23 protein-coding genes are annotated in these 21874 nt (G+C 65.1%); 11 read left to right on the top strand and 12 right to left on the bottom strand.

What is annotated here, in order from left to right; translation table 11 throughout:
* Positions 1-9: 9 nt before the first annotated feature.
* From IGS60_RS19835 to IGS60_RS19825, 3 genes are all read right to left on the bottom strand, one after another.
* The gene (locus tag IGS60_RS19835) at positions 10-570 is read right to left on the bottom strand and encodes a prepilin peptidase (protein ID WP_121668931.1); all 561 of its coding nucleotides are present in this window, start codon (positions 568-570) and stop codon (positions 10-12) included.
* A 116-nt stretch (positions 571-686) separates the two neighbouring features.
* On the bottom strand, positions 687-860 hold the full coding sequence (locus IGS60_RS19830) for a Flp family type IVb pilin (RefSeq protein WP_071650303.1): 174 nt from the start codon (positions 858-860) through the stop codon (positions 687-689).
* Between the two features lie 201 nt (positions 861-1061).
* Positions 1062-1754: a response regulator transcription factor gene (locus IGS60_RS19825; protein ID WP_230505922.1), complete on the bottom strand. Its 693-nt coding sequence runs from the start codon at positions 1752-1754 to the stop codon at positions 1062-1064.
* A 558-nt stretch (positions 1755-2312) separates the two neighbouring features.
* On the opposite strand from IGS60_RS19825, the gene IGS60_RS19820 reads away from it, so the two are divergent.
* Genes IGS60_RS19820 through IGS60_RS19810 form a run of 3 tightly spaced genes read left to right on the top strand, consistent with a single transcriptional unit; the run spans position 2313 to position 4746 of the window.
* On the top strand, positions 2313-2801 hold the full coding sequence (locus IGS60_RS19820) for a TadE/TadG family type IV pilus assembly protein (RefSeq protein ID WP_070224959.1): 489 nt from the start codon (positions 2313-2315) through the stop codon (positions 2799-2801).
* A complete protein-coding gene (locus IGS60_RS19815) occupies positions 2801-3406 on the top strand; it encodes a TadE/TadG family type IV pilus assembly protein (protein ID WP_230505921.1) in 606 nt (201 codons plus the stop codon). The genes IGS60_RS19820 and IGS60_RS19815 overlap by 1 nt, the downstream gene beginning before the upstream one ends.
* Entirely contained in the window at positions 3406-4746 is a 1341-nt protein-coding gene (locus IGS60_RS19810) for a VWA domain-containing protein (RefSeq protein ID WP_230505920.1), read from the top strand. The genes IGS60_RS19815 and IGS60_RS19810 overlap by 1 nt, the downstream gene beginning before the upstream one ends.
* Before the next feature lie 14 nt (positions 4747-4760).
* On the opposite strand, the gene IGS60_RS19805 is transcribed toward IGS60_RS19810, so the two are convergent.
* Positions 4761-6611 carry an amidohydrolase gene (locus IGS60_RS19805; RefSeq protein ID WP_230505919.1) on the bottom strand — a complete coding sequence of 617 codons (1851 nt, stop codon included), beginning with the start codon at positions 6609-6611 and terminating at the stop codon, positions 4761-4763.
* A gap of 66 nt (positions 6612-6677) precedes the next feature.
* Positions 6678-7331: a hydrolase gene (locus IGS60_RS19800; RefSeq protein WP_230505918.1), complete on the bottom strand. Its 654-nt coding sequence runs from the start codon at positions 7329-7331 to the stop codon at positions 6678-6680.
* Positions 7332-7550: 219 nt separating this feature from the next.
* On the opposite strand from IGS60_RS19800, the gene IGS60_RS19795 reads away from it, so the two are divergent.
* Positions 7551-7805: a hypothetical protein gene (locus tag IGS60_RS19795; protein WP_070291319.1), complete on the top strand. Its 255-nt coding sequence runs from the start codon at positions 7551-7553 to the stop codon at positions 7803-7805.
* 15 nt (positions 7806-7820) lie between these two features.
* On the opposite strand, the gene IGS60_RS19790 is transcribed toward IGS60_RS19795, so the two are convergent.
* The 4 genes from IGS60_RS19790 to IGS60_RS19775 form a co-directional block, all read right to left on the bottom strand.
* A complete protein-coding gene (locus IGS60_RS19790) occupies positions 7821-9965 on the bottom strand; it encodes a TonB-dependent siderophore receptor (protein ID WP_230505917.1) in 2145 nt (714 codons plus the stop codon).
* Positions 9966-10039: 74 nt separating this feature from the next.
* Positions 10040-11467 (bottom strand): M23/M56 family metallopeptidase, encoded by a 1428-nt coding sequence (locus IGS60_RS19785; RefSeq protein WP_230505916.1) that lies wholly within the window; start codon positions 11465-11467, stop codon positions 10040-10042.
* A 3-nt stretch (positions 11468-11470) separates the two neighbouring features.
* Complete coding sequence (locus IGS60_RS19780; protein ID WP_219329625.1) at positions 11471-11848, bottom strand: BlaI/MecI/CopY family transcriptional regulator; 378 nt, start codon at positions 11846-11848, stop codon at positions 11471-11473.
* Between the two features lie 99 nt (positions 11849-11947).
* Complete coding sequence (locus tag IGS60_RS19775; RefSeq protein ID WP_230505915.1) at positions 11948-13669, bottom strand: methyl-accepting chemotaxis protein; 1722 nt, start codon at positions 13667-13669, stop codon at positions 11948-11950.
* Between the two features lie 290 nt (positions 13670-13959).
* Here IGS60_RS19775 and IGS60_RS19770 point away from each other — a divergent pair, with 290 nt between their 5' ends.
* The 6 genes from IGS60_RS19770 (at position 13960) to IGS60_RS19745 (ending at position 18720) form a co-directional block, all read left to right on the top strand.
* Entirely contained in the window at positions 13960-15330 is a 1371-nt protein-coding gene (locus IGS60_RS19770) for a DEAD/DEAH box helicase (protein WP_070312951.1), read from the top strand.
* 244 nt (positions 15331-15574) lie between these two features.
* Positions 15575-16366 (top strand): 2-oxo-tetronate isomerase, encoded by a 792-nt coding sequence (gene otnI / locus IGS60_RS19765; protein WP_230505914.1) that lies wholly within the window; start codon positions 15575-15577, stop codon positions 16364-16366.
* Positions 16367-16454: 88 nt separating this feature from the next.
* Positions 16455-17273, top strand: a complete 819-nt coding sequence (locus IGS60_RS19760) for a hypothetical protein (RefSeq protein ID WP_230505913.1) — start codon at positions 16455-16457, stop codon at positions 17271-17273.
* On the top strand, positions 17258-17731 hold the full coding sequence (locus tag IGS60_RS19755) for a hypothetical protein (RefSeq protein WP_083287293.1): 474 nt from the start codon (positions 17258-17260) through the stop codon (positions 17729-17731). The genes IGS60_RS19760 and IGS60_RS19755 overlap by 16 nt, the downstream gene beginning before the upstream one ends.
* An 83-nt stretch (positions 17732-17814) precedes the next feature.
* Positions 17815-18231 (top strand): VOC family protein, encoded by a 417-nt coding sequence (locus tag IGS60_RS19750; RefSeq protein ID WP_070224947.1) that lies wholly within the window; start codon positions 17815-17817, stop codon positions 18229-18231.
* 108 nt (positions 18232-18339) lie between these two features.
* Entirely contained in the window at positions 18340-18720 is a 381-nt protein-coding gene (locus IGS60_RS19745) for a TraR/DksA family transcriptional regulator (RefSeq protein WP_070291327.1), read from the top strand.
* Between the two features lie 168 nt (positions 18721-18888).
* Here the strand turns inward: IGS60_RS19745 and phbB are convergent, their stop codons facing one another.
* The gene (gene phbB, locus IGS60_RS19740; protein WP_070224945.1) at positions 18889-19635 is read right to left on the bottom strand and encodes an acetoacetyl-CoA reductase; all 747 of its coding nucleotides are present in this window, start codon (positions 19633-19635) and stop codon (positions 18889-18891) included.
* 169 nt (positions 19636-19804) lie between these two features.
* On the opposite strand from phbB, the gene IGS60_RS19735 reads away from it, so the two are divergent.
* Positions 19805-20671, top strand: a complete 867-nt coding sequence (locus IGS60_RS19735) for a universal stress protein (protein ID WP_230505912.1) — start codon at positions 19805-19807, stop codon at positions 20669-20671.
* 21 nt (positions 20672-20692) lie between these two features.
* Here IGS60_RS19735 and IGS60_RS19730 read toward each other — a convergent pair whose 3' ends face one another.
* Together IGS60_RS19730 and IGS60_RS19725 are read right to left on the bottom strand one after the other, a co-directional pair.
* Positions 20693-21052 (bottom strand): hypothetical protein, encoded by a 360-nt coding sequence (locus IGS60_RS19730; RefSeq protein WP_070224943.1) that lies wholly within the window; start codon positions 21050-21052, stop codon positions 20693-20695.
* 196 nt (positions 21053-21248) lie between these two features.
* On the bottom strand, positions 21249-21803 hold the full coding sequence (locus IGS60_RS19725; RefSeq protein WP_070224942.1) for a glycine zipper domain-containing protein: 555 nt from the start codon (positions 21801-21803) through the stop codon (positions 21249-21251).
* Between the last annotated feature and the right edge of the window lie 71 nt (positions 21804-21874).

The raw sequence follows: 21874 nt of genomic DNA, 5'->3' as shown, positions 1-21874 counted from the left end.
CCCGGCGCGTCATGCATGGCCGCCGGCCGCCAGGGCCAGGCTGATGGCGGTGCCGGCGGCAATGGCGATCGCGTACGGCAGGCTGCCGCTTGCCAGCGCGGGCGGGCCGACCTGCGGCGCCTCGCCTGCCGCGGCGCGCAGCCAGCCTTGCAGCAGCAATTGCCGGGCATTGGCCAAGGCCTGGCGCAGCGTGCCCTGGCACAGGGCGACGGCCAGCGCCAGCACGCCGCCAGCAAGCAGGCTGCACAGCACGGCAAACACGGCGGGGCGCGGGCCCAGAAACGCCCCCACCATCGCCATCAGCTTGACGTCGCCAGCGCCCAGCGCCTTCAGCGCATACATGGGCAGCAGCAAGCCCAGGCCGACGGCCAGGCCGCCCAAGGCCAGCCACGGCCCGGCCGGCGTCAGCCCGGGCAACGCCAGGCTGTTGAGCAGCACGCCGAGCAAGGCGCCGGAAAAGACCAGCCGGTTGGGGATGCGCCGGCGGCGCACGTCATGCCAGACAGCGGCGGCCAGCAGCCCCCACAAGACTATGGCGGGGCTGAACGTCCAGAAAGAATGAGGGTCCATCGTGTACCTGATGCAAGCCGAGCGCATGACGGCATGCGCATCGTTGGGCGGGAAGCCGGCAGGCCAGTGCGCATGGGCAGCTGGCATGCCGGGGTGCAGCGCGGTGGGCGGGCGTCTTAGATCGCCGCGCCCGTCAACTTGGTGCCGATGGCCTTGAAGGCGCCATCGAGGCCGGTGGTGAAATAGCCGACGGCCGTGACCAGCGCCGCCGCCACCAGCGCAGCGATCAGCGCATATTCGATGGCGGTCACGCCATCTTCTTCGGCGATAAAGTTTTTAATGAAATTCATATTATTCCCTTTCAGGTCAAGTTTTAAACATGATAAAAACTGAAAATACAGTCTGAAAATAAAAACATTCACCTTGTTTTTATTTGCCAATTTCTGATGCGTGTATTTTATATAAACAAACATTAAATCGAATCAGAGAAAAGTCATTTTATGCACAGTACAAACCATCTTAATTTTTTGTCTACAATCAGGACATATGTACTATCCCTCCGCAGGCAGGGACTCGGCCAGCCGGTTGCGGGTGGCGTACACATATAATTCCAGGCGGTTGGTGACATCGAGCTTGCTGTAGATCGATGTCAGATGATTACGCAAGGTTTGCTCCGAGATAAAAGCGCGCTGGGCTATTGCACGGTTCAGCGCGCCATTTCCTTCCACCATCATGGCAACGATCTTGCGCTCCTTCAGCGTCAGCCTGGCGATCCGCTGCTCTTCCGGATCGGGTGCCGCTTCCGGCTTGTTGAGCACCCCCAGCATGCTGTCGAGCAGCGCCGGAGCCAGGCACAACTCGCCCTGATGCAGGCGGGCGATGGCGTCGACCATTTGCTTGACGGGCGTCTCCTTGCCCACCACCGCGCGCACACCGCTGCGCACGGCGCGTCCGCACTCGGCCTGGTCCTGCGTGCCGCTGAACAGCAATACGCGCGAGACGCCATTGCCGAGCAGCTGCGGCAGATAATCGATGGCGCAGGCGCCGCCGCAGCCCAGATCGGCGTCAAGCACGATGACGTCGGGACACAGGGTCCGGGCCAGCAGCAGCGCGCCGTCGATCTCGGTGGCGCTGGCCACCACCTGCATTGCCGGCTGGGCGCCGGCGAGCAGCTGCTCCAGGCCCCACAGCCAGGTTTTGTGGTCCGACACCAGCATGACGCGTATGACATTTTTTGTTGACATGCTTTACCTCTTAACGTGTAACCCATTCCCTTCGGGGAATGTTGTTGATCCGAATCGGATTGCCAGCCTCGCCCGCGCGCGCCTCTGTTGCCGCGCGCAGGGGAGGAAGTCATGGGGGCACGAAGGAAGAGGCCTTGGGCCGGCACGCGCAAACGCGGTGCGTGACCCACGCCAGCGGTCGCCGCACGCCGGGCGAGTGCCGATGGATGGGCAGCGCGGCCAGGGCGGGCGCGCCGCCGGCGCGCCATCGCTGCTGCCATCGCTGCTGTTGCTTACATTGCAGCATTTTTATTGCATCACCTTGCAAAACAAGTCTTTGCCTGCACGCAGGACAATCCTGACACCAAGCCTGTTTTCATACCCGCGCATATTACTCCCGGCCCTGTAGGGACGGGGGCCGCACACTTGAAATAAGGCGCTTAATTACGATTATCTTGACCTGTAATAATTTAATGGGAAGACATGCCCTTGAAAATCGATATAGAATAATCGCCAGTCAAATGGCGTAATACCATCCGCCCGACATTCTTCATCGCGGCACCTAACCGGATTAATCCCATGCGTTTAAAACAGGCCGATTCCCCTATATTCCGCAAGCAAAGCGGACAGGGCGGCGCCACCTTGCTGGAATTGGCCCTGATAACGCCGGTGTTTCTCATGCTGATAATCGGCATCATTGAATTGAGCATGGCGTATTTTGCCAATATGACCATGCAGCACGCGGTGCGCGAAGGCGCGCGCTATGCCGTCACGGGGGCCAAAGACCTCGACCCCGACAGCGCCAACCAGCAGCGCTACCAGGCCGTGATACAAAAAATACGCGACAGCTCCATGGGCATGTATGACAAGGTCAGCCCCGTGATCTCCGTCAACGGCAGTGATGCGGTCGGCGCCGCCATGTTCGGCCAGGCCGGCGATATCGTCGTCATCTCCGTCGATTGCCGCTGGGCGTTTGCCACGCCGATGATCCGGGCCCTGTTCCGCGACGGCCAGGCGCATTTCGTGGTGGCCGCCACCATGCGCAATGAAAGCTTTGGCGGCCTGTGATGCGCGCCCGCCCTCCTGCGCCGCGCGCCGCGCGCGGCATCGCCGCCGTGGAATTTGCCATCGTTCTGCCGCTGCTGGCGCTGCTGCTGTTCATGCTGGCCGACCTGTCGCGTGCCATCCAGGCCAAGACCATCCTGCTCAACATCAGCCGCGAAGGCGCCAACCTGGCCTCGCGCTCCACGTCCGACCTGAGCGGCTCGGGCCAGGCCATCATGAATGCGCTGGCCGCCAGCACGCCGCCGCTGGACATGAACAAGCGCGGCATGATCTACATCACCAAGATCATGGGCTACACGGCAAAGAACGGCTTGCGCAATATCGTGCTGGAACAATACCGCTGGGAGGCAGGCGCGAAGACCAGCGGCTACCTGCCAGCCAGCCAGGTATGGCAATGCGGCAGCTGGAGCAACGGCACGTGCACCGGCATCGCCAAGGACGAGCATGCCCCCACGGTGGCATTGATGCAGAACCAGCTGGCCGATGGCGAACTGATCTACGCCGTGGAAACGTTCTACGATTTCGACATGCTGTTCGGCACCCTGAACTTTGGCAACAGCACGACGCCCGTGCTGGGCCCCAACCTCACTTCGATGACGGTATTCTGATGCGCATTCCACACAAGCGGCAAGGCGGCCAAGTGCTGATCATGGTGGCGCTGTCGGCCGTCGTCCTGATCGCCTCGGTGGGCCTGGCCGTCGATTCCGCCCTCGGCTACTTCGTCAAGGCCAAGCTCAATGCGGCCGTCGACGCGGCCAGCCTGGCGGCGGCGCGCGGCATTACCGCGGGCAATTCGGAAGCGGAACAGCGGGACAGCGCGCGCCAGGCGGCCAGGGAGTTTTTCGACATTAATTATCCGGACAACTTCCTGCTCTCGACGCCGGTCCTCGATCCCGTCGGCGTGGTGTTCGACAGAGGCACCGTCACCATCGACGTCTCGGCCACCGCCTCGCTGCCCGTCTCGCTGATGGGCATACTCGGCTTCAAGACCCTGAACGTGGCGGCCAGCGCGCAAACCATCCGCAAGGACCTGGACATGGTGCTGGTGATGGACACGTCGCGTTCGCTGGAAAACAATGCGGACGCCGTGCGGGCGGCAGGCAAGTCCTTCCTGAACAAATTCAATTCCACGGTCGACCGGGTCGGCTTGCTGCATTTCGCCTCTGAAGCGCAAATCGACGTCCCGATCAGGCAGGTCGAGCGCGGTTTCGACCGCGACAGCATGACCATGAAAAATGGAAAGATCGATCAATTCTCGTTTGTCGGCGGCACCAATTCTTCCGCCGGCATGTTCCAGGCGCGCAAACAGCTGAACGACATCGCGCAGGTCAACCGCTCCAGCCTGCGCGTCATCGTGTTTTTTTCCGATGGCTCGCCGGCGGCGTTTTCCGCGTACTTTCCCAACAAGGACAACAAATGCAAGGACGCAGGCGGCCTCGCCACCTTTCCGAAACTGCAAAACCCGGCATTGGCGGGCCTGTACAGGATGAAAGTGAGCGACTCGCTCCAATACGGCGATTGCGCCGCCAGTCAGATCACCGGACTTCCCGCATGGTATAACGCGAATAATGACGCGGCGCTGCGCGAGTTTCCCATCGTCACCAATACGCCCCGCGTCGTGACTTCTTCCACCGCAACGGCGCAAGCGCAATGGACGAATGTGCACCGCGCCTCGCGCAACCTGGTTGAAGCGATGGCGGCAAAAGCGCGCCAGGAAGGCATTTTTGTCTTTACTCTGGGCATGGGCGCCTCGCTGAAAACCAAGGAAGGGCCGGACAACGAGCTGGGCGAAGACTTGCTGCGCTGCCTGGCCAACACGACCGACGCAAAAGCGGCTTGCCGCAAGCCGGCCGAGCCCGTGGGCCTGTACTGCTATGCGGCCACCGAAAGCGAGCTGAGCCCATGTTTCACGCGGCTCGCCTCGGCCATCCTGCGCATTTCCAAATAAGGCCAGGCCGCCCTCTAGAAGGCGAAACAGCTGCAGCCCAAGGTGCCCCAGAAGCCGGAAAAGTCACTGATCGGCACGGCCGACTTGCGCGCCCGGTCATGCGCATGCGCATGCACGCCGCAGGCGCCCGCGCACTGGTGCGGCAGCATGGCTTGCGCCGGCCTGGCCGCGGGCCGGTAATGGCCGTGCACCGTGCGCACGGGCGACCACTCGGGCAGCACGGGAATGGGCGGCGGCGCCAGGGTCGTGAATTCCCCCTGACCGTAGACGACCTTGCCGCCCACCATGGTCAGCACGGATTCGATGGACTTGATCGCCTCTTCCGGCACCGTAAAGTAATCGGCCGACAGCACGCTCAAATCGGCCAGCATGCCCTCGCGGATGCGCCCCTTTTTGCCTTGCTCACTGGAGAACCAGGCGCTGCCCGCCGTCCACAGCTCCAGCGCCGTGTCGCGCGACAACCTGCCCGCCACATCCGTCAGGGCCAAGCCGCCCACGGTGCGCCCCGAAACCAGCCAGTACAGCGCCGTCCACGGATTGTAGCTGGCGACCCTGGTCGCATCCGTGCCGCCGCCGACGGGCACGCCCGCGTCCAGCATGCGCTGCACGGGCGGCGTGGCCTTCGCCGCCTCCGCGCCATAACGCTCGACGAAATACTCGCCCTGGAAAGCCATGCGGTGCTGGATGGCCAGGCCGCCGCCCAGCGCTTTCACGCGGTCGATATTTTTCGGGCTGATGGTTTCCGCGTGGTCGAACAGCCAGTGCAAGCCGCCGAATGGCGTGTCGCGGTTGACCTTTTCAAACACGTCGAGCATGCGGCCGATCGATTCGTCATAGGTGGCATGCAGGCGGAACGGCCAGCGCTGCTCGACCAGGTGGCGCACCACCTTTTCCAGCTCATCCTCCATGCCGGCCGCCAGCTCGGGACGCGGCTCGAGGAAATCCTCGAAGTCGGCGGCGGAAAACACCAGCATTTCGCCGGCGCCGTTGTGGCGATAGTAATCCGTGCCATCGCCGGGTTTCACCATGCCCGTCCACTTCTGGAAGTCCTGCAATTCCGCGCCCTTGTTTTGCGTGAACAGGTTGTAGGCGATGCGGATGGTCAGCTGCTCCTTTTGCGCCAGCTCGTCGACGACCGCGTAGTCTTCCGGATAATTCTGGAAGCCGCCGCCCGCGTCGATGGCGCTGGTGATGCCGAGGCGATTGAGTTCGCGCATGAACTGGCGCGTGGAGTTCACCTGCAATTCCAGCGGCAGCTTGGGGCCTTTCGCCAGGGTCGCATACAGGATCATGGCGTTCGGCCGGGCGATCAGCAAGCCCGTGGGATTGCCCGATGCATCGCGCACGATCTCGCCGCCGGGCGGGTTCGGCGTGTTCTTGTCGTAGCCGACGGCGCGCAGGGCGGCGCGGTTCAAGAGGGCGCGGTCGTACAGGTGCAGGATGAAGACGGGCGTGTCGGGCGCGGCCGCGTTGATTTCATCGAGGGTGGGCATGCGCTTTTCCGCGAACTGGAATTCCGTCCAGCCGCCCACCACGCGCACCCATTGCGGATTTGGCGTGCGCAAGGCCTGTTCCTTCAACATGCGCAGGGCGTCGGCCAGCGAGGGCACGCCTTCCCAGCGCAATTCCAGGTTGTAGTTCAAGCCGCCGCGGATCAGGTGCAGGTGCGAGTCGTTCAGGCCGGGAATCACCGTGCGGCCACCCAGGTCGATCAGCTGCGTGGCGGGACCGCGATGACGAATCACGTCTTCGACGTCGCCCACGGCGAGGAACTTGCCATCGGCGATGGCGACGGCGGACGCCAGCGGCTGCGTCCTGTCGACCGTGTGGAAACGGCCATTGAGCAAGATCGTGTTTGCGTGCATGGGAACTCCCGGATCAGGTGAAAACACGGCCCCGCCGGCGGGCGGCGGAGCCGGAGTCAGTGAAAATCAATGGCCTTCACTGGCGTTGAACATGGATTTGGCGTAGATCAAGCCCAGGCCATAGCCGCCGCCGTGCGCCACGGCCGTCGCCACCGTCTCGTTGTAGGTCTCGCCGCGGGCCCAGTCGCGCTGCAGTTCCAGCAGGTATTGCACGGACGTCATCGGCTGCGCGCCCGCCTGTATCATGCGCTGCATGGCCATCGCATGGGCTTCGTCGGAGACGTCGCCGCTGGCGTCGGCGATCACGTACACCTCGAAGCCCTGCTCCAGCGCCGACAGCGCAGGACCCACGATGCAGACGGATGTCCACAGGCCGGCCAGCACGATCTTGCCCTTGCCGTAGCCATTGACCTTGTCGGCGATGCGCGCGTCTTCCCAGGTATTCATGCTGGTGCGGTCGATCGGCGCCTGCTCGGGGAAGACGGACTGGATCTCGTCAAAAATAGGGCCGGAGAACGATTTGGCGGCCACCGTCGTCAGAATCGTCGGCACCTTGAATTGCGCCGCCGCCTTGGCCACCAGGGCCGCATTGTTGCGCAGCAAGGCCAGGTCGATCGAACGGGTGGCGAACGCCATCTGCGACTGGTGGTCGATCATGATCAGGGTATGATCGTTTGGAGTCAGCAGTTTGTGGGCGGCTTGGGCGATGGCGATCGGCATGATGTTTTCCTTAGTGAAAATAATTGAATATGAAAAAAGAGAGGTCCTTGTACGGCATTTGTGCTCGTGCCCTTGCGTCACGCTGTGTGTGCCGGGCCAGTGCTATGCAGTATGGACGAGATACTTTGAAAACAAAAACGGAAAGAATGCCAAGCTATGTGCAATTTTTTCGATAATGAAAAATAGCCGCTGCGGCGGCCTGTCAATCAAGGAGAAAACATGGGATTTGAATTCAGGATCGCGGCCAGCCTGGCGCCGCGCCAGCGCCAGCATCTCGAACAGCTGCTGGCGGCACTGCCGCAGGCACCGCGCGCAACCGGCGCCGCTATGCCCGACACCGACGCCAGGCTGACGGATGCGGGCCTGTATATATGCCAGCACCTGCGCCCCGACCCGTGGCACGGCCTGGACGCCGTGCGCGGCTACCTCGAGGCGCAGGGCGTCAGCTACACCGTCGACGAGATCGACGACTAGGCTGGCTACAGCTGGCTACAGGGTTCCCTCCAGCATCAGCCGCCAGATGCGGTAGCTGCCCGTATCGACCGTGCGCAGCAGGCTGCGCGCGCCATCCGCATACAGGCTGCGCGTGCGGTAATCCTGCCCCAGCAGGTTGGCGCCCGACAAGCGCAGGCGCAGCCTGTCGCTGACTTTCCACAGCGCGTACATATCGAGTTCGCGCTTGCCGCCCTGCCAGGCCAGCAGCTGGCCGGACTCGCGCGAGCGCCCGCCCGCCTGGTAATTCAGGTCAGCGCCCAGGCTCAGGGGCAGGCGGGCCAGCTGGTAATCTCCTCCCACGTTGGCGCTCCACGGCAGCTGGCTGTCGAGGCGGCTATCGGGGCCGGGCACGGCATCGAGCCTCGACCAGTTGCGCGCCACGTTGGCCCGCAAGTCCAGCGCGGGAGCGCCCGCCCACAGCGCCGTCAAGGGCAGCTTCGCTTCCAGCGCGATCGAGCGCACGCCGGCATGGCCATGGTTGACGGGCGTGCTCACCCAGCGCCCGTTGTCCTGGTACAGGCGCTCCAGCATCACGTCGCTGATGCGCCGCAGCGAGGCGCTGGCGCCCAGCATGGCGCCCGCGCCCGGATAGTATTCATAGGCGGCATCAAGGCCCCAGGCCAGCTCCGGGCGCAGCGCCGGATTGCCCTGGGTGTCGGGATTCGCGGGACTGTTGCCATTGTCGACCGTGTACGGGCGCGGGATCAGCTCGAAAATCTGCGGCGCCTTGTAGGTGCGCGTAACGGCCAGGCGCACCTGCTGCTTGCCGCCGGACTTCCACAGGCTTTGCAGCAAGGGGCTCCATACCTGCGCGCGCACGTCGACCGGCTCGCCGCCGCCCGTGGCGCTGGCCGTGCGCCAGCTTTCCCAGCGCAAGCCCAGGTACAGCGACCAATGCGCGGACAGCTCCCATTCATCCTGCGCGAACAGGGCCAGGCGCCGCACTGTGGCCGCATAGTCTTCGTCGCTGAGCACGGGCGGCCCGCCCGGCTCCAGCTGGCGTTCGCGGCGAAAATCCGTGCGCCGCCGGTGCCCCGCATCCCAACCCGCCGCCAGCGTGTGGTGTTCGCCCAGCGCGCGGCGGTAGGTGCCGCTCGCCTGCACGCCCACCTCGTCCAGGCCCGAATCGACCAGGCGCGTGATGCCCTGTCCCGGCGCCGCGCCGCGGCCCAGGAACTGATAATCATTGGCGCGGTGATTGATGCTGGCGCCCAGCTTCACGTCGAGACTGGCGCCATGGTCGAGCTTGCGCAGCCAGTGCAGGTCGCTGCGCACGGTGCTGCTGTCCTGGTTGAAATGGGCCTGGTTCTCCGGATAGGCGGTCGTGCCGCCCAGGTAAGCCGTTTCCTGCGCATGGCGGCGGCTGGCCAGGCGGCGCACGTTGACCAGGCTTTGCCAGGCCAGGCTGCCCTCCCCCGCCAGCGCCCATTGCACGCGGGGCGCCAGCTCGATGGCGTCGCTCGTCACGCGCTCGGTGAGCGGCACGTGGCGCACCACCGTGGGCGCGCCCGCTGCGTCGAATTCGCGGCTCCACTCGTCGAGCAGCGCTTCGCGTCCCGTATGGCTGAGCGTGCCGGCCAGCGCGTACGACCGGCGTCCATCCTTGTCCGACCACTGCACGGTGGCACTGCCGGCGGGCATGCCGTGGCTGGCGGACGCGCCCAGCTTGAACGTGCGTTCGCGCCGCCCGCCCGACTTTTTCAGCACGATGTTGATGGAACCGGCGATCGCCTGGGTGGAAAATTCCGCCGTGGCGGCGCGCATGATTTCCACGCGCTCGACCAGTTCCGGGTCCAGCGCGTCGAGCGAAAAGCCGGGCGCCACGGGCACGCCATCGAGCATGATCAAGGTATAGCCCTGGCCCAGGCCACGCATCTGGATTTGCCCGCCAGCGGCGCCCGCAGCCGCGCCGGATGGCCCGCCGATGGAAATGCCGGGCAGGCGCTTCAGGGCGTCGGACAGCACGCGGTCGCCCTGGCGTATCAATTCATCGTGGCCGACGACGATGGCGGCGACGGTGTCGTTGCGGCGCTGCTCCACTTTACCGGCATGGACCGTCACGGAAGGGAGAATGTCTTCGGCACGGACGTGCGCCGTCAACGGCAGCGCGAGGCTGCACAATACGATACTCAATCGCATGGAGAATCCTGAAAGGGTTGTGGTGGTGTCGGCTTGCGCGTTCCCGCGCTCACCCGACCAGCGGCCAGCTCACGCTAATGGCCGAACTGCTCCTTGCGCGTGCGCAGGGCGCGCGCGGTGGCGTTGGCATCGAGACCGGCCAGCCACTGTTGCGGGTCCTGCAAGCGCCCGTCGCGGATCACCTCGAAATGCAGATGCGGCCCCGTCGCCAGGCCGGTGGCGCCCACGGTGCCGATGGCCTGCCCCGCCGTGACGGCCATGCCGGTCGTGAGCGTGACCCGGTCGAGATGGGCATACAGCGACTCGACGCCGCCGCCATGGTCGATGCGCACGGCCTTGCCGAGGCGCGCATCTTCGCTGACGCTGGCGATGCCGTCGGCCGCCGCATGCACGGGCGTGCCGCGCCTGGCGCCCAGATCGATGCCGCGATGGCCCCGCGGCGTCAGCTGGCGCACCACGCCAAAGAAGCCGGTCACACGCATGATATCGAGGGGATTGCGCCAGAGCGCTGGCGCCGTCGCCGGCGCAGCGGGCATGGTTGCCGGTGCGGCTGCCACGGCCCACGCCAATGCCGGCTGCAGCGCCAGGCTGGCCGCGCCGATCACGCACAGCAGCAGCGCCGTCAGCACCCGCAGGGCCGCAGGTGGGCGTGTCTGCCCGTCACGCATGCGCAGCAGGCGCTCGGCCATGCTGCCGCCGCCGAAAGCCAGCCCCGGCAGCGGCTGCGCCTGCAATCCCAGCTGCCGGACCAGGGTTGCCGCATATTGCTGGCGCTGGCGCGCGGGGCGGCCGGCCAGAACCTGGCGGTCGCAACCGAGCTCTTGCGCCCAAGCCAGCTGGCCGGCCAGCCAGCGCGCGGCCGGATTGAACCACAGCAGCGCCTGCAGCAGATTGGCCAGCAGCAAGAGCACGGGGTCGCGCCGGCGGGCATGGGTCAGCTCATGGGCGATCACCAGTTGCCGCTGTTCCGGCGTAAATTGCGCCAGATGCGCCGGTAACAGCAAACGCGGCCGCCACACGCCCACCAGCATCGGCGAGATCGGCGCGTCCACTTCCAGCACGTCCATGCCATGCAGGCGGCGGCGCCGCGCCAGCTGCAGCAAGGCGCGCAACATGGCGTGGCCACGCTGCCAGCGCCAGGCTGCGCAAGCGACGCCCAACAGGTAGATCAGGCCCCAGGCGGACGGCACCAGGGCCAGCCAGGAAGCAGCGGATGGCAGCCCGGCAACCGGCGCAGCCACGGCCATCGGCGCGTCGGGCGCCGCGCTGGCCAGGAACACGGGCACGCTTAGCTCGGGCACCACGCTCAGCTGGCGCGTGTCGGGCAGCAGCGGCAGCACAAACACGGCGGCCAGCACCAGCTGAGCGCCCAGCCACACGCTGCGCTGCGCCGCCAGCGCGGGCCAGCGCCGTTGCGCCAGGCTCAGCAATGCCCACAACAGCGGGCCCGTCACGAGACAGACGGCGCTGGCCTGCAACAGCGTGAGAGAAAACAGCAGCATCGCTTATTCCTTTCCCTCGAGCGGCCAGTCCTGCAGCAGCTGCTCCAGCGCCGCCAGCTCCTGCTGGTCCACCAGTTTGCTGCCCGTAAACATACTAACCGGCAAGGGACTGTCGATTTCCATCACGCGCCGGCCAAAGTCGTGGGCAAACGCGGCCAGGGTGGCCACTTTGTCCACGTTCGCTTCATACACGAGCACGCCGTGCACGCTGCGCTGCAGCAGCATGCCCTTGTCCAGCATGCGCTCGAGCGTCTTGCGCGTGGACGAAAAAGACCAGCCCAGCTCTTCTTCCACGCGGGCATGCAATTCGCGCGCGGACAGCGGGTGGTCTTTCCACAAGGCTTTCAATAACGACAGTTCGGTGACGGAGGGCGTGCTCATGGTGCATCCTTTGAGTGACTATTGACACAATTATGCGACAACAGTCACACGCATGCAAGCGGTATTTGCGACAGCTGTCGCATGCACTGGTTGCCCGTGCTAAAACTCGTCCCACTCATCGTCCCCCGGACGCTGTTTGCCGGCTGGAACTTGCGGCGCATGGGGCGCTGCGGGCTTGACGCTCAGGCGGGCAGGCGCGCGCGCCGCCTTGAGCGGCACGGGACGGCGCACGGCGGGCCGGGGTGCCGGCGCCGCGATGGCGTCCACCTGCGCCGTCCTGAACACGCTCACCGCATCGGCCAGCCGCGCCGCCTGCTCCTGCATGGCTTCCGCAGCCGCGGCGGCCTCTTCCACCAATGAAGCGTTTTGCTGGGTCACATGGTCCATTTCGCTGATCGCCTGGTTGACTTGCTCGATACCGGCCCGCTGCTCATCGCTGGCAGACGAGATATGCCCGACGATGCTGCTGACCTTGTGCACGCTGTCGACGATCTCGTGCATGGTGTGGCCCGCCTCGTCGACCAGGCGCGCGCCGCTCTCCACCTGCGCCACCGAGTCGTTGATCAGGGCCTTGATTTCCTTCGCTGCGCCGGCTGATCTTTGGGCCAGGTTGCGCACTTCCGTGGCGACGACGGCAAAACCGCGCCCCTGCTCGCCCGCCCGGGCCGCCTCGACGGCCGCGTTCAGGGCCAGGATATTCGTCTGGAAGGCGATGCCGTCGATCACGGCGATGATGTCGACGATCTTGCGCGACGAGTCGTTGATCGAGCCCATGGTATCGACCACCTGCGCCACCACGCTGCCGCCCTTGCCCGCCACGGCGGAGGCCGATGCGGCCAGGCCGTTGGCTTCATGGGCATTCTGCGCGTTCTGCTGTACCGTGCTGGTCAGTTCTTCCATCGACGAGGCCGTCTCTTCCAGCGAACTGGCCTGCTGTTCCGTGCGCGCCGACAGGTCGAGATTACCCGAAGCGATCTGGCGCGAGGCCGTGGCGATGGCCTGCGTGCCGCCGCGCACCTCGGTGACGATGCGCAGCAGGCTGGCCGTCATCTCCTTCAATGCCTGCATCAGTTCACCCGTCTCGTCCTTCGAGCGCACTTCCACCTGTACCGTCAGATCGCCCTGCGCCACCTGCCTGGCCACGTCGATGGCTGAACGCAGCGGCCCGCTGATGTTGCGCGCCAGCCACCAGGCGATCAGGGCGGCCAGGATCAGCGCCGCCGCGCCGCCGCCCAGCAAGGTCCAGTGCGTGCGCGCCTGCAAGGCCGCCGCCGCTTCCGAACGCTGCGCCAGCAGCACCGTTTCCGCCTGGCTGATCTCGCCCAGCAATGCGCGCATGGCATCCATGCCCTGCTTGCCCCGGCCCTCCTTTTCCAGCGCCAGCACGGGCTCGATGGCCGCCGTGCCCTGCGCCACGGCGCGCCGCATGGCGATCACGGGTTCGAGCGCGCCGGCCAGCCAGGCTTGCTTGGCGGCATCGAGCTTCGCCAGGCGCTCCTGCTGGGCAGGATTGTCGCTGGTCAGGGCGCGCGCCTTGTCCAGGTGCGCGCCGAACGCAGCCTGCCCCGCCTTGTACGGTTCCAGCGAGGCCTCCGCACCCGTGATCACATAGCCGCGCTGCCCCGTTTCCATATTGATCAGGCTTTCCAGGATCGCGCTGTTTTCAGCGAGTACCTGGTAAGTGTGGGTATTGATGGCATTGGCGTCGGCCAGCCGCGAGACGTTCAATGTGGCGACGGTGACCAGGGCGGCCAGCAACAGGACAATGGTGGCAAAACCGCCGTACAGGCGGGTGGCGATGCGAAGATCGGCAATACGCATGATAGTCCTCCGGGAGTGAACACTCCGGCGCCACGGCGAGTCCCGCAGATGGAGTGCTACAGGCAATAATAATGAAAAACGGCATGCAAAGGCGCACCGTGGCCATGTATTTCTTTTACCTGTGGTATTGCATACTTTAAACAAACTCGGCGGTTTTTTGCCATGCTGTTATACTTCGCGTGTGCGGCACATATGACCAGTCCCCTTGCCGCTGTCTTTCGACCCCTAATCTGATTGCCTGCGACTGGCGCCCCACGATGGCGACAGGCCGATCTCACAATAAAGTTACCATGTCCTTTTCCTCCCTCGGATTGTCCGACGCTATCGTACGTGCCGTTACCGAACACGGCTACACCGTGCCGACCCCGATCCAGTCGCAGGCGATTCCCGCCGTGCTCGCTGGCGGCGACTTGCTGGCCGGTGCACAAACCGGTACCGGCAAGACGGCCGGCTTTACCCTGCCCGTGCTGCACCGCCTGTCGACCGACACGAATGGCGCTGCCATCACCAGCAACACCTCGACGCGTCCGATCCGCGCCCTGATCCTGGCACCGACGCGCGAACTCGCCGCGCAGGTCGAGGAAAGCGTGCGCGCCTACAGCAAGTACACCAAGCTGAACTCCACCGTGATCTTCGGCGGCGTCGGCATCAACCCGCAAATCAAGCAGCTCAAGCATGGCGTCGACATTCTCGTCGCCACGCCTGGCCGTTTGCTCGACCACATGGGTCAGGGCACCGTCGACCTGTCGAAAGTGGAAATCCTGATCCTGGACGAAGCCGACCGCATGCTCGACATGGGCTTCATCCGCGACATCAAGAAAGTGCTGGCCGTGCTGCCGCCGAAACGCCAGAACCTGCTGTTCTCGGCCACGTTCTCGGAAGAGATCAAGGCCCTGGCCGACGGCTTGCTGAACAAGCCGGCCATGATCGAAGTGGCGCGCCGCAATTCGACCGTGGAAGTGATCAAGCAAAAGATCCATCCCGTCGACCGCGACAAGAAGCACCCGATGCTGTCCTACCTGATCAAGTCGAACAACTGGACGCAAGTGCTGGTCTTTACGCGCACCAAGCATGGCGCGAATAAACTGGTCGAGCAGCTGGGCGCGGACGGCATCGGCGCCCTGGCCATCCACGGCAACAAGAGCCAGTCGGCGCGCACGCGCGCCCTGTCGGAATTTAAAGATGGCACCCTGCAAGTGCTGGTCGCCACCGACATCGCCGCGCGCGGTATCGATATCGACCAGTTGCCGCACGTCGTCAACTACGACTTGCCGAACATTCCGGAAGACTATGTGCACCGTATCGGCCGCACGGGCCGTGCCGGCGCCAAGGGCGAAGCCGTGTCGCTGGTCTGCGTGGACGAGCACGAAATGTTGAAAGACATCGAAAAGCTGATCAAGCAAACCCTGCCGCGCGAAGTCATCCCGGGCTTCGAGCCGGACCTGAACGCCCGCGCCCAGCCTGTGCAATTGCGCAGCGGCACCGGCGGCCACCGCAACAACAGCCGCGCGCCAGCCGGCGCCGTGGTGCGCGTGAAAACGGGCGGCAGCGGCGCCAAGCCACGCAGCGCCGGCCCATCGGGCGGCGGTGGCGGCGGCAACCGTTCGGGCAATGCGCCGCGTTCGGCCGCCAACCATCGCTCCGGCGGCCGCGGCCGCTAAAACGCGGCCTGAAAGCTATTGGGCGGGGCGCTATTGCGTTTGCGTTGCTCGCCGTACTCCAGTACGGCTGCGCTACTCGACGCAATATCACTCCCGCTCGCTACGCTTTCAGGCGGCGTTTGTCTTTGTTAAAAAGACGACAAAAACCGTTCCAGGACTCGCTTCTGGAACGGTTTTTTCATGCACGCCACTGATTGGCAATTTGGGCTAGGATAGTATCCATCTTCCTCACCTGCGTGCCGCCATGCCGAACTTCGCTGCCAACCTCAGCATGATGTTTACCGAACTGCCTTTCCTCGACCGCTTTGCCGCCGCCAGGGAAGCGGGCTTCGATGCCGTCGAGTTTCTGTTTCCCTATGCCGTCGAGGCGCGGCAGATCGCCATGCGGCTGGAACGCCACCATCTGCAGCTGGCCGTGTTCAACTTTCCGCCCGGCGACTGGGAGCACGGCGAACGGGGCATCGCCTGCGACCCGCGCCGGGGCGAGGAATTTCGCACGAATGTGCAGCTGGCGCTCAACTATGCGCTGGCGCTGGGGGCGAAACAGCTGCACTGCATGTCCGGCATCGTGCCGCCCGGCATGAGCCTGGAGCGTGCGCGGCAAAGCCTGATCGGCAACCTGCAATTTGCGGCCGACGCCTGCCGTCCGCACGGCATCAACGTGCTGATCGAGCCGATCAACCGCTTTGACATGCCCGGTTACTTTCTGAACCATAGTCAGCAGGCGGCCGACGTCATCGCCGACTGCCAGCGCAGCAATATCTTCCTGCAGTACGACATTTATCACATGCAGCGCATGGAGGGCGAGCTGAGCAACACTATCCGCGCCCTGCTGCCCCTGATCCGCCACATCCAGATCGCCGACACGCCGGGCCGCCACGAACCGGGCACGGGCGAGATCAATTACCGCCACCTGTTCAAGCTGCTCGACCAGGTCGGCTACGTGGGCTGGGTCGGCTGCGAATACCGTCCCGCCAGCGACACCGTGGCCGGACTGGGCTGGCGCGAACAATTGACGGGCACGACGGGCGCCTGATCGCAGCGCGCTTGCGCCCGCACAAGGCGGGCAGCGCAGGCCGGCACGACAATACCTTTCCATACAGTATTTCCTGTCGAGAGGTGACGTGTCCACCCTGCCCGCCCGCCATCGCCGCGCCTATTGCCTCAACCTGTACCTGAGCCTCTTCCTGGCCGTCGTGCTGTGCGGCTGCGCCAGTGCGCGCACCGACCTGGCGCAAGTGCGCGCCCTGGCCGCCGGCACCGATGCCTTGACGGCCTTCGGCGAACTGTCGCAGCGCCACGTGGACAGCTACCAGCGCGCCCGCCCCTATCTGTCGCCCGCCGAAGACGCGCGCGAGCGCCTGCTCGATGCGCAGCGCCGCGCCGCGCAAGCGGACGTCGCGCGCCTGGCGCAGGCCGTGCGCCTGTATCTGCAGGCGCTGGGCCGGCTGGCGAATGCCGATGCGTACGACGTGCAGCCGGAACTGGCCGGCGCCGGCGCCGCCATCCGCGCCTGGCCCGGCAGCGGCATCGACGACCGTCATGTCAGCGCCTACACCCTGTTGCTGCAGCAACTGTCGCGCCTGGGCGGCGCGGCCAGCCAGCAGGCGCACCTGGCGCAAGTGCTGCACGACGGCGACGCGCCGCTGCAAGCCCTGCTGGCCGCGCTCGACAGCTTGCTGGCGCTGTACGACAAAAGCGGCGACAACGAGCGCGACATGGTGCTCGGCTTGCTCGACGTGGAAATCGCGTTTGCTGACACGCCGCAGCAGCGCCTGCTGGCCGTGCTGGCGAAAACCATGCAGCAAAGCAAAACCGAAGAATACCGGCTGCTTGGCCTGCGCCACACGCTGGCGCGCCGGCAACTGGCGGCACTGGCGCGCGACCACGCACAGCTGGCCGCCGCCCTCACCACCACGGAGGCAAGATGGACGGATCGGTAGGCAGGAGCAGCGGCAGCGAACGCCGCGAAGCGGCTCTCAGCAGCGCCATGCGCGTCGAGCAACTGGCCGACAGCCTGTCGCAGGCGGCCGTCACCTTGCACGGCGCCGTCATGCGCGCCATCCGCAAGCGCGCCAGCCAGGGAGAAAACGGCATTAGCCACAGCCAGGCACAAGCCGTCTTCGCCCTGGAAGTAGCCTTGCGCCAGCAAGCCAACCAGCTGTATGCCGATGCTGCCGGCCATACGGTAATGGGCCTGGAAACGGCGCAGCGCCAGCTCAGCGGCCTGCTCGACACGGTGCGCCTGCGCATCGCCCGCAACGACGATGTGCGGCACTGGATCAGCCTGTCGACGAGTTTGTTACATCTGGGCAGTGCCGTCCTGGCCGGCAATCCCGAGCGCATCCTCAGCACCCTGGGCAAGGTGCGTGAGCGGCTGCAAGAGATGGCGCCGGACTGATTGAAATCGGCCGGCGAGCGCCTATACTGGGACGTCCCCGCCTGGCAATCGTGCCTGCGGGGCGATTGCCAGAGGAGACCAACATGCGTATCGAACCGTATTTGCAATTCAATGGAAACTGCGCGCAAGCGCTGGAATACTACCGGCAGCACCTGCATGGCACAGACCTGTGCCTGATGCCGTATCGCGGCACGCCGATGCAGGAGCAAGTCAAGGAAGACTGGTATGACAAGATCATGCACGGCTCCGTGCAGCTGGGTCCCACCATGCTGATGGGCTCGGACGGCGGCTGCGACGAGGGCGCCAAGGGCATGAGCGGCAGCTCGATCTGCCTGACCGTCGACACGCCGGAGGAGGCGGAACGGGCCTTCGCCGCGCTGGCGCGTGACGGCGCCATCCAGATGCCCATGGAAGAAACGTTTTGGGCCAAACGCTTCGGCATGCTGAAAGACCAGTTCGGCGTGGCCTGGATGGTAAACTGCCTGAAAGAGCCAGCATAGAACGGCCCGCGCCTGCCTGCGCCGCGTCAAACGCGGCGCGGGTAGTAGCGCAAGCAGAAGCGCCCATCCTGGACTACCATAGAGGAGAGACTCCTATCGGGGACAGCCATGAATGGATTGCCGCAAGACCAGCTACAGCGCCTGCAAGGCGTGCTGGAGCAACGCAAGCTGGCGTTGCTGGAACAGATAGAGAACGAAGCGGCCGAAGCGGACGCGCGCGCCTCGCTGCTCAATGAAATCGAAGCCTCGCCGGCCGACAACGCCAGCGTGCGCACCTTGAACGCCCTCGTCAGCGAAGCGGCCGAGCACAATCAGGCGCAACTGGCCATCATCAAGCACGCGCTGGCGAAGTTTGCCGACGGCAGCTACGGCCTGTGCGACAACTGCGGCGAAGCCATCGGCCTGTCGCGCCTGAACGCCCGCCCCGAAGCGCGCCTGTGCATCGATTGCCAGACCCGGCTGGAAAAGGCACGGCGCGCCATACCATGACCCTAGCTTAACGGCGGCACGACAACAAAGGGCAAGGCATCGCTGCCCTGCCCCCTGTTTTCCAGCGTAATTACCATGCTGCCTGCCGTCCTCCGCCAGCGTCTATGCGCCGGCTGGGTGGATGGGTCTCCTCTACTGCCATTGCCTCTATGCAAGCTGTACGCTTGCTTAACTCATGTGCTGTCCGCCATTGATGGCGATGTTTGCCCCCGTGACGAATGCCGCCTCGTCGGACGCCAGGTAAGCGACCAGGGCCGCCACCTCGTCCGGCTCGCCCAGGCGGCCCAGGGGGATTTGCGGCAGGATCTTCGTTTCCAGGATATCGGCCGGCACGGCCGTCACCATCTGCGTGCGCAGGTAGCCGGGCGACACGGTGTTGACGGTGATGCCGTGGCGCGCCACTTCCAGTGCCAGCGCCTTGCTGAAGCCATGCACACCGGCCTTGGCGGCCGCGTAGTTGCACTGGCCAAACGCGCCCTTCTGGCCATTGACGGACGAGATATTGATGATGCGTCCCCATTTCTTTTCCAGCATGGGTTCCAGCACCTGCTTGCTCATGTTGAACAGGCTGTCGAGATTGGTCCGCATCACCTCGGACCAGTGCGGCAACTCCATCTTGCGCATGCTCTGGTCGCGCGTGATGCCGGCGTTATTGACCAGCACATCGATGCGGCCGAACTGCGCCAGCACCTTGCCGACGGCTTCGCTGCAGGCAGCAAAGTCCGTCACGTCGAGGGCCAGCGGGTGAAAATAATACTGCTGCGCCTGCTGCTCGTCGAGCCAGCTTTCCACCCGCGTGTTGCCCGGCGTATGCGCCGCCACGACGGCAAAGCCCGCCGCATGCAGGCGCCGGCACAAGGCCGTGCCCAGGCCGCCCATGCCGCCCGTGACCAGCGCTACCTTTTGTTCCTTCATGACTGTCTCTCCCCGCTTGTTATGGTTGTTCTGCGTGGCATCAAGTGTAGGAGCAGTTTTTATTGCCAGCCTTGCGCCAGATCAAGTGCCCAGCCTGGATGCAGTCGTGCGCGGCCGGCGCCCCGGACTGTGCCAGAATGGCCGCTACTGCACAGCGAGAGGACAGGCCATGACGTACAAGACCGTATTGCTCCACATCGACGACAGCGCCGGGCGCGCCGCCCGCATCGAAGCGGCGGCCAGCATCGCCCAGGCGTGCGGCGGCCACCTGACGGGCGTGGCGCTGACGGGCGTGTCGCGCCTGCTGTACCAGCACCAGCCCGACCTCGATGCGGACCCGAACCTGAGCTTGCATCTGAATTTCCTGCGCGACCGCGCCACGCGCGCCCTCGACGGTTTCGAGCAACAGGTGCGCGCGGCAGGCGTCGCCTCGTTCGAACAGCGCGTCGTCGACGACGAAGCGGCGGGCGGCATCAGCCTGCTGGCCCGCTATGCGGACCTGGTCGTCATCAGCCAATACAATGCCAAGGATAAATCGCCGTCCGTGATGCGCGACTTTCCCGCCTATGTGCTGCTGCATTCGGGCCGGCCCGTGCTGATCGTGCCGTATGCGCCGCCGCTGCCCCTGCTGGCGCCGCCGGCAGCGGCGCGCAATGTGCTCATTTCCTGGAACGCCAGCAAGGAAGCGAGCCGCGCCGTGACCGCCGCCCTGCCCCTGCTGCAGCGGGCCGGGCAAGTCCACGTGGCCATCTTCGACGCCAAGGTGCATGCGGCCGAGCACGGCGAACAGCCGGGCGCGGAACTGGTGCACTACCTGGCGCGCCACGGCGTGGAAGCGCGGCTGCATTTGCTCGATGGGGGTGGCGTGCGGCGCGGCGATATCGGCGAGGCGCTGCTGTCGCAGGCCGCCGACCTGTCGGTCGACTTGCTGGTGATGGGAGCGTATGGCCATTCGCGCCTGCGCGAAACCATCCTGGGCGGCGTCACGCGCACGATTCTGCAGAGCATGACGATCCCCGTGCTGATGGCGCACTAGGCCTTTGCTAAAACGGTCGGGCTAGCCGCCCTGCCAGGGCTGGCTGCGGATCTTTGCCACCTGGCGCTGCGCCAGCCACTGCCACAGCTGCAGCGCGTCGTCCTGCGGCAGGGCCGACATGTGGCGCGGACTGGCCAGGGCGATTTCGCAATCGCGGTCCGACCATTCCTCGAAAGTGACTTCGCCTCCGCTAGCGACTTCGACCTGATACATCAAGCCATCGTCGTAGCCAAAGCGCAACAAGACGGCGGCCGGGCTGCCATCCGGCGTGACGGCGCCGCCGCGGTACACCTCGGCCAGCGCATCGGCCAGCTGTGCCGGTGAGGGCGCGCAGATGTCGCGCCCATCGGCCCGTGTCAGAATGAACCATGCCTGTGTCATGACGCGCCCTCCTATCCATACTCGTTAGCATGCGAGGCAAGTACTACGGGCAGTCACCTTGGTCCAGTGTCACTTCGGGCGCGCGGAAACTATCCCTGTCGGCATTGTTTACCAATAATTACTCATACTAACAAGGATCATACCTAAATTTCGTGCAGCGCGGAATTTATGCATATGGCACCACAAAGGCGCCGATTCACGCCACCAGCACGGGAATGCTGAGCGGATCGAAGTCATGCCAGTCGCCATTGGCGATCGTGCCTTCCGCTTCCTCGATATGCTCGGCGCCCAGCCGGTGCAGTGTCTCGAGCGCCCGTTCGCGCTCTTCGAGGCCGCCCAGCGCCACGGCGATCAGCATGCCCGGATGGCGGGGCTGGCGGTGGTTTTCGCCATGTTTCTCGGGCTCGCCCGCCTCCTTCATCTTGTTGAAACTGTAGAGTGAGCCCACATGGGCGCCCACCAGCGCGCCCACCACCGGCCCCAGCGGCCCCGTCGCCAGGGTGGTGGCCGCGCCGATGCCGGCACCGACGGCGGCACCGACGGCCACGCCCTCGACCACGCCTTCCGGCGTCTCCTTGGCGCCCGGCGAGACGTCGCGGTCGCCGCCGAGCGCATGCAAATCATGCTGGCCCGGCTGGTTGACAAAGAAGGCGCTGATGCGGCTGTCAGGAAAACCCGCCTGGTTCAGGGCGGCGCGCGCGGCGTCTATCTGCTCCTGCAACTGAAAATGACCTGCGATGATGCGTGACATGATACGGCCCTCCTGGTCGGCTGCGGGCGCCCCGTGCGCCACTCCGATAGCGTGCGCCGGACAACGCCAAC

The sequence above is a fragment of the Janthinobacterium sp. FW305-128 genome, assembly GCF_020858135.1.
Lineage (GTDB): Bacteria > Pseudomonadota > Gammaproteobacteria > Burkholderiales > Burkholderiaceae_D > Janthinobacterium.
Note: the sequence above shows the minus strand (reverse complement) of the source record. Positions and strands in the feature narration are given on the sequence as shown.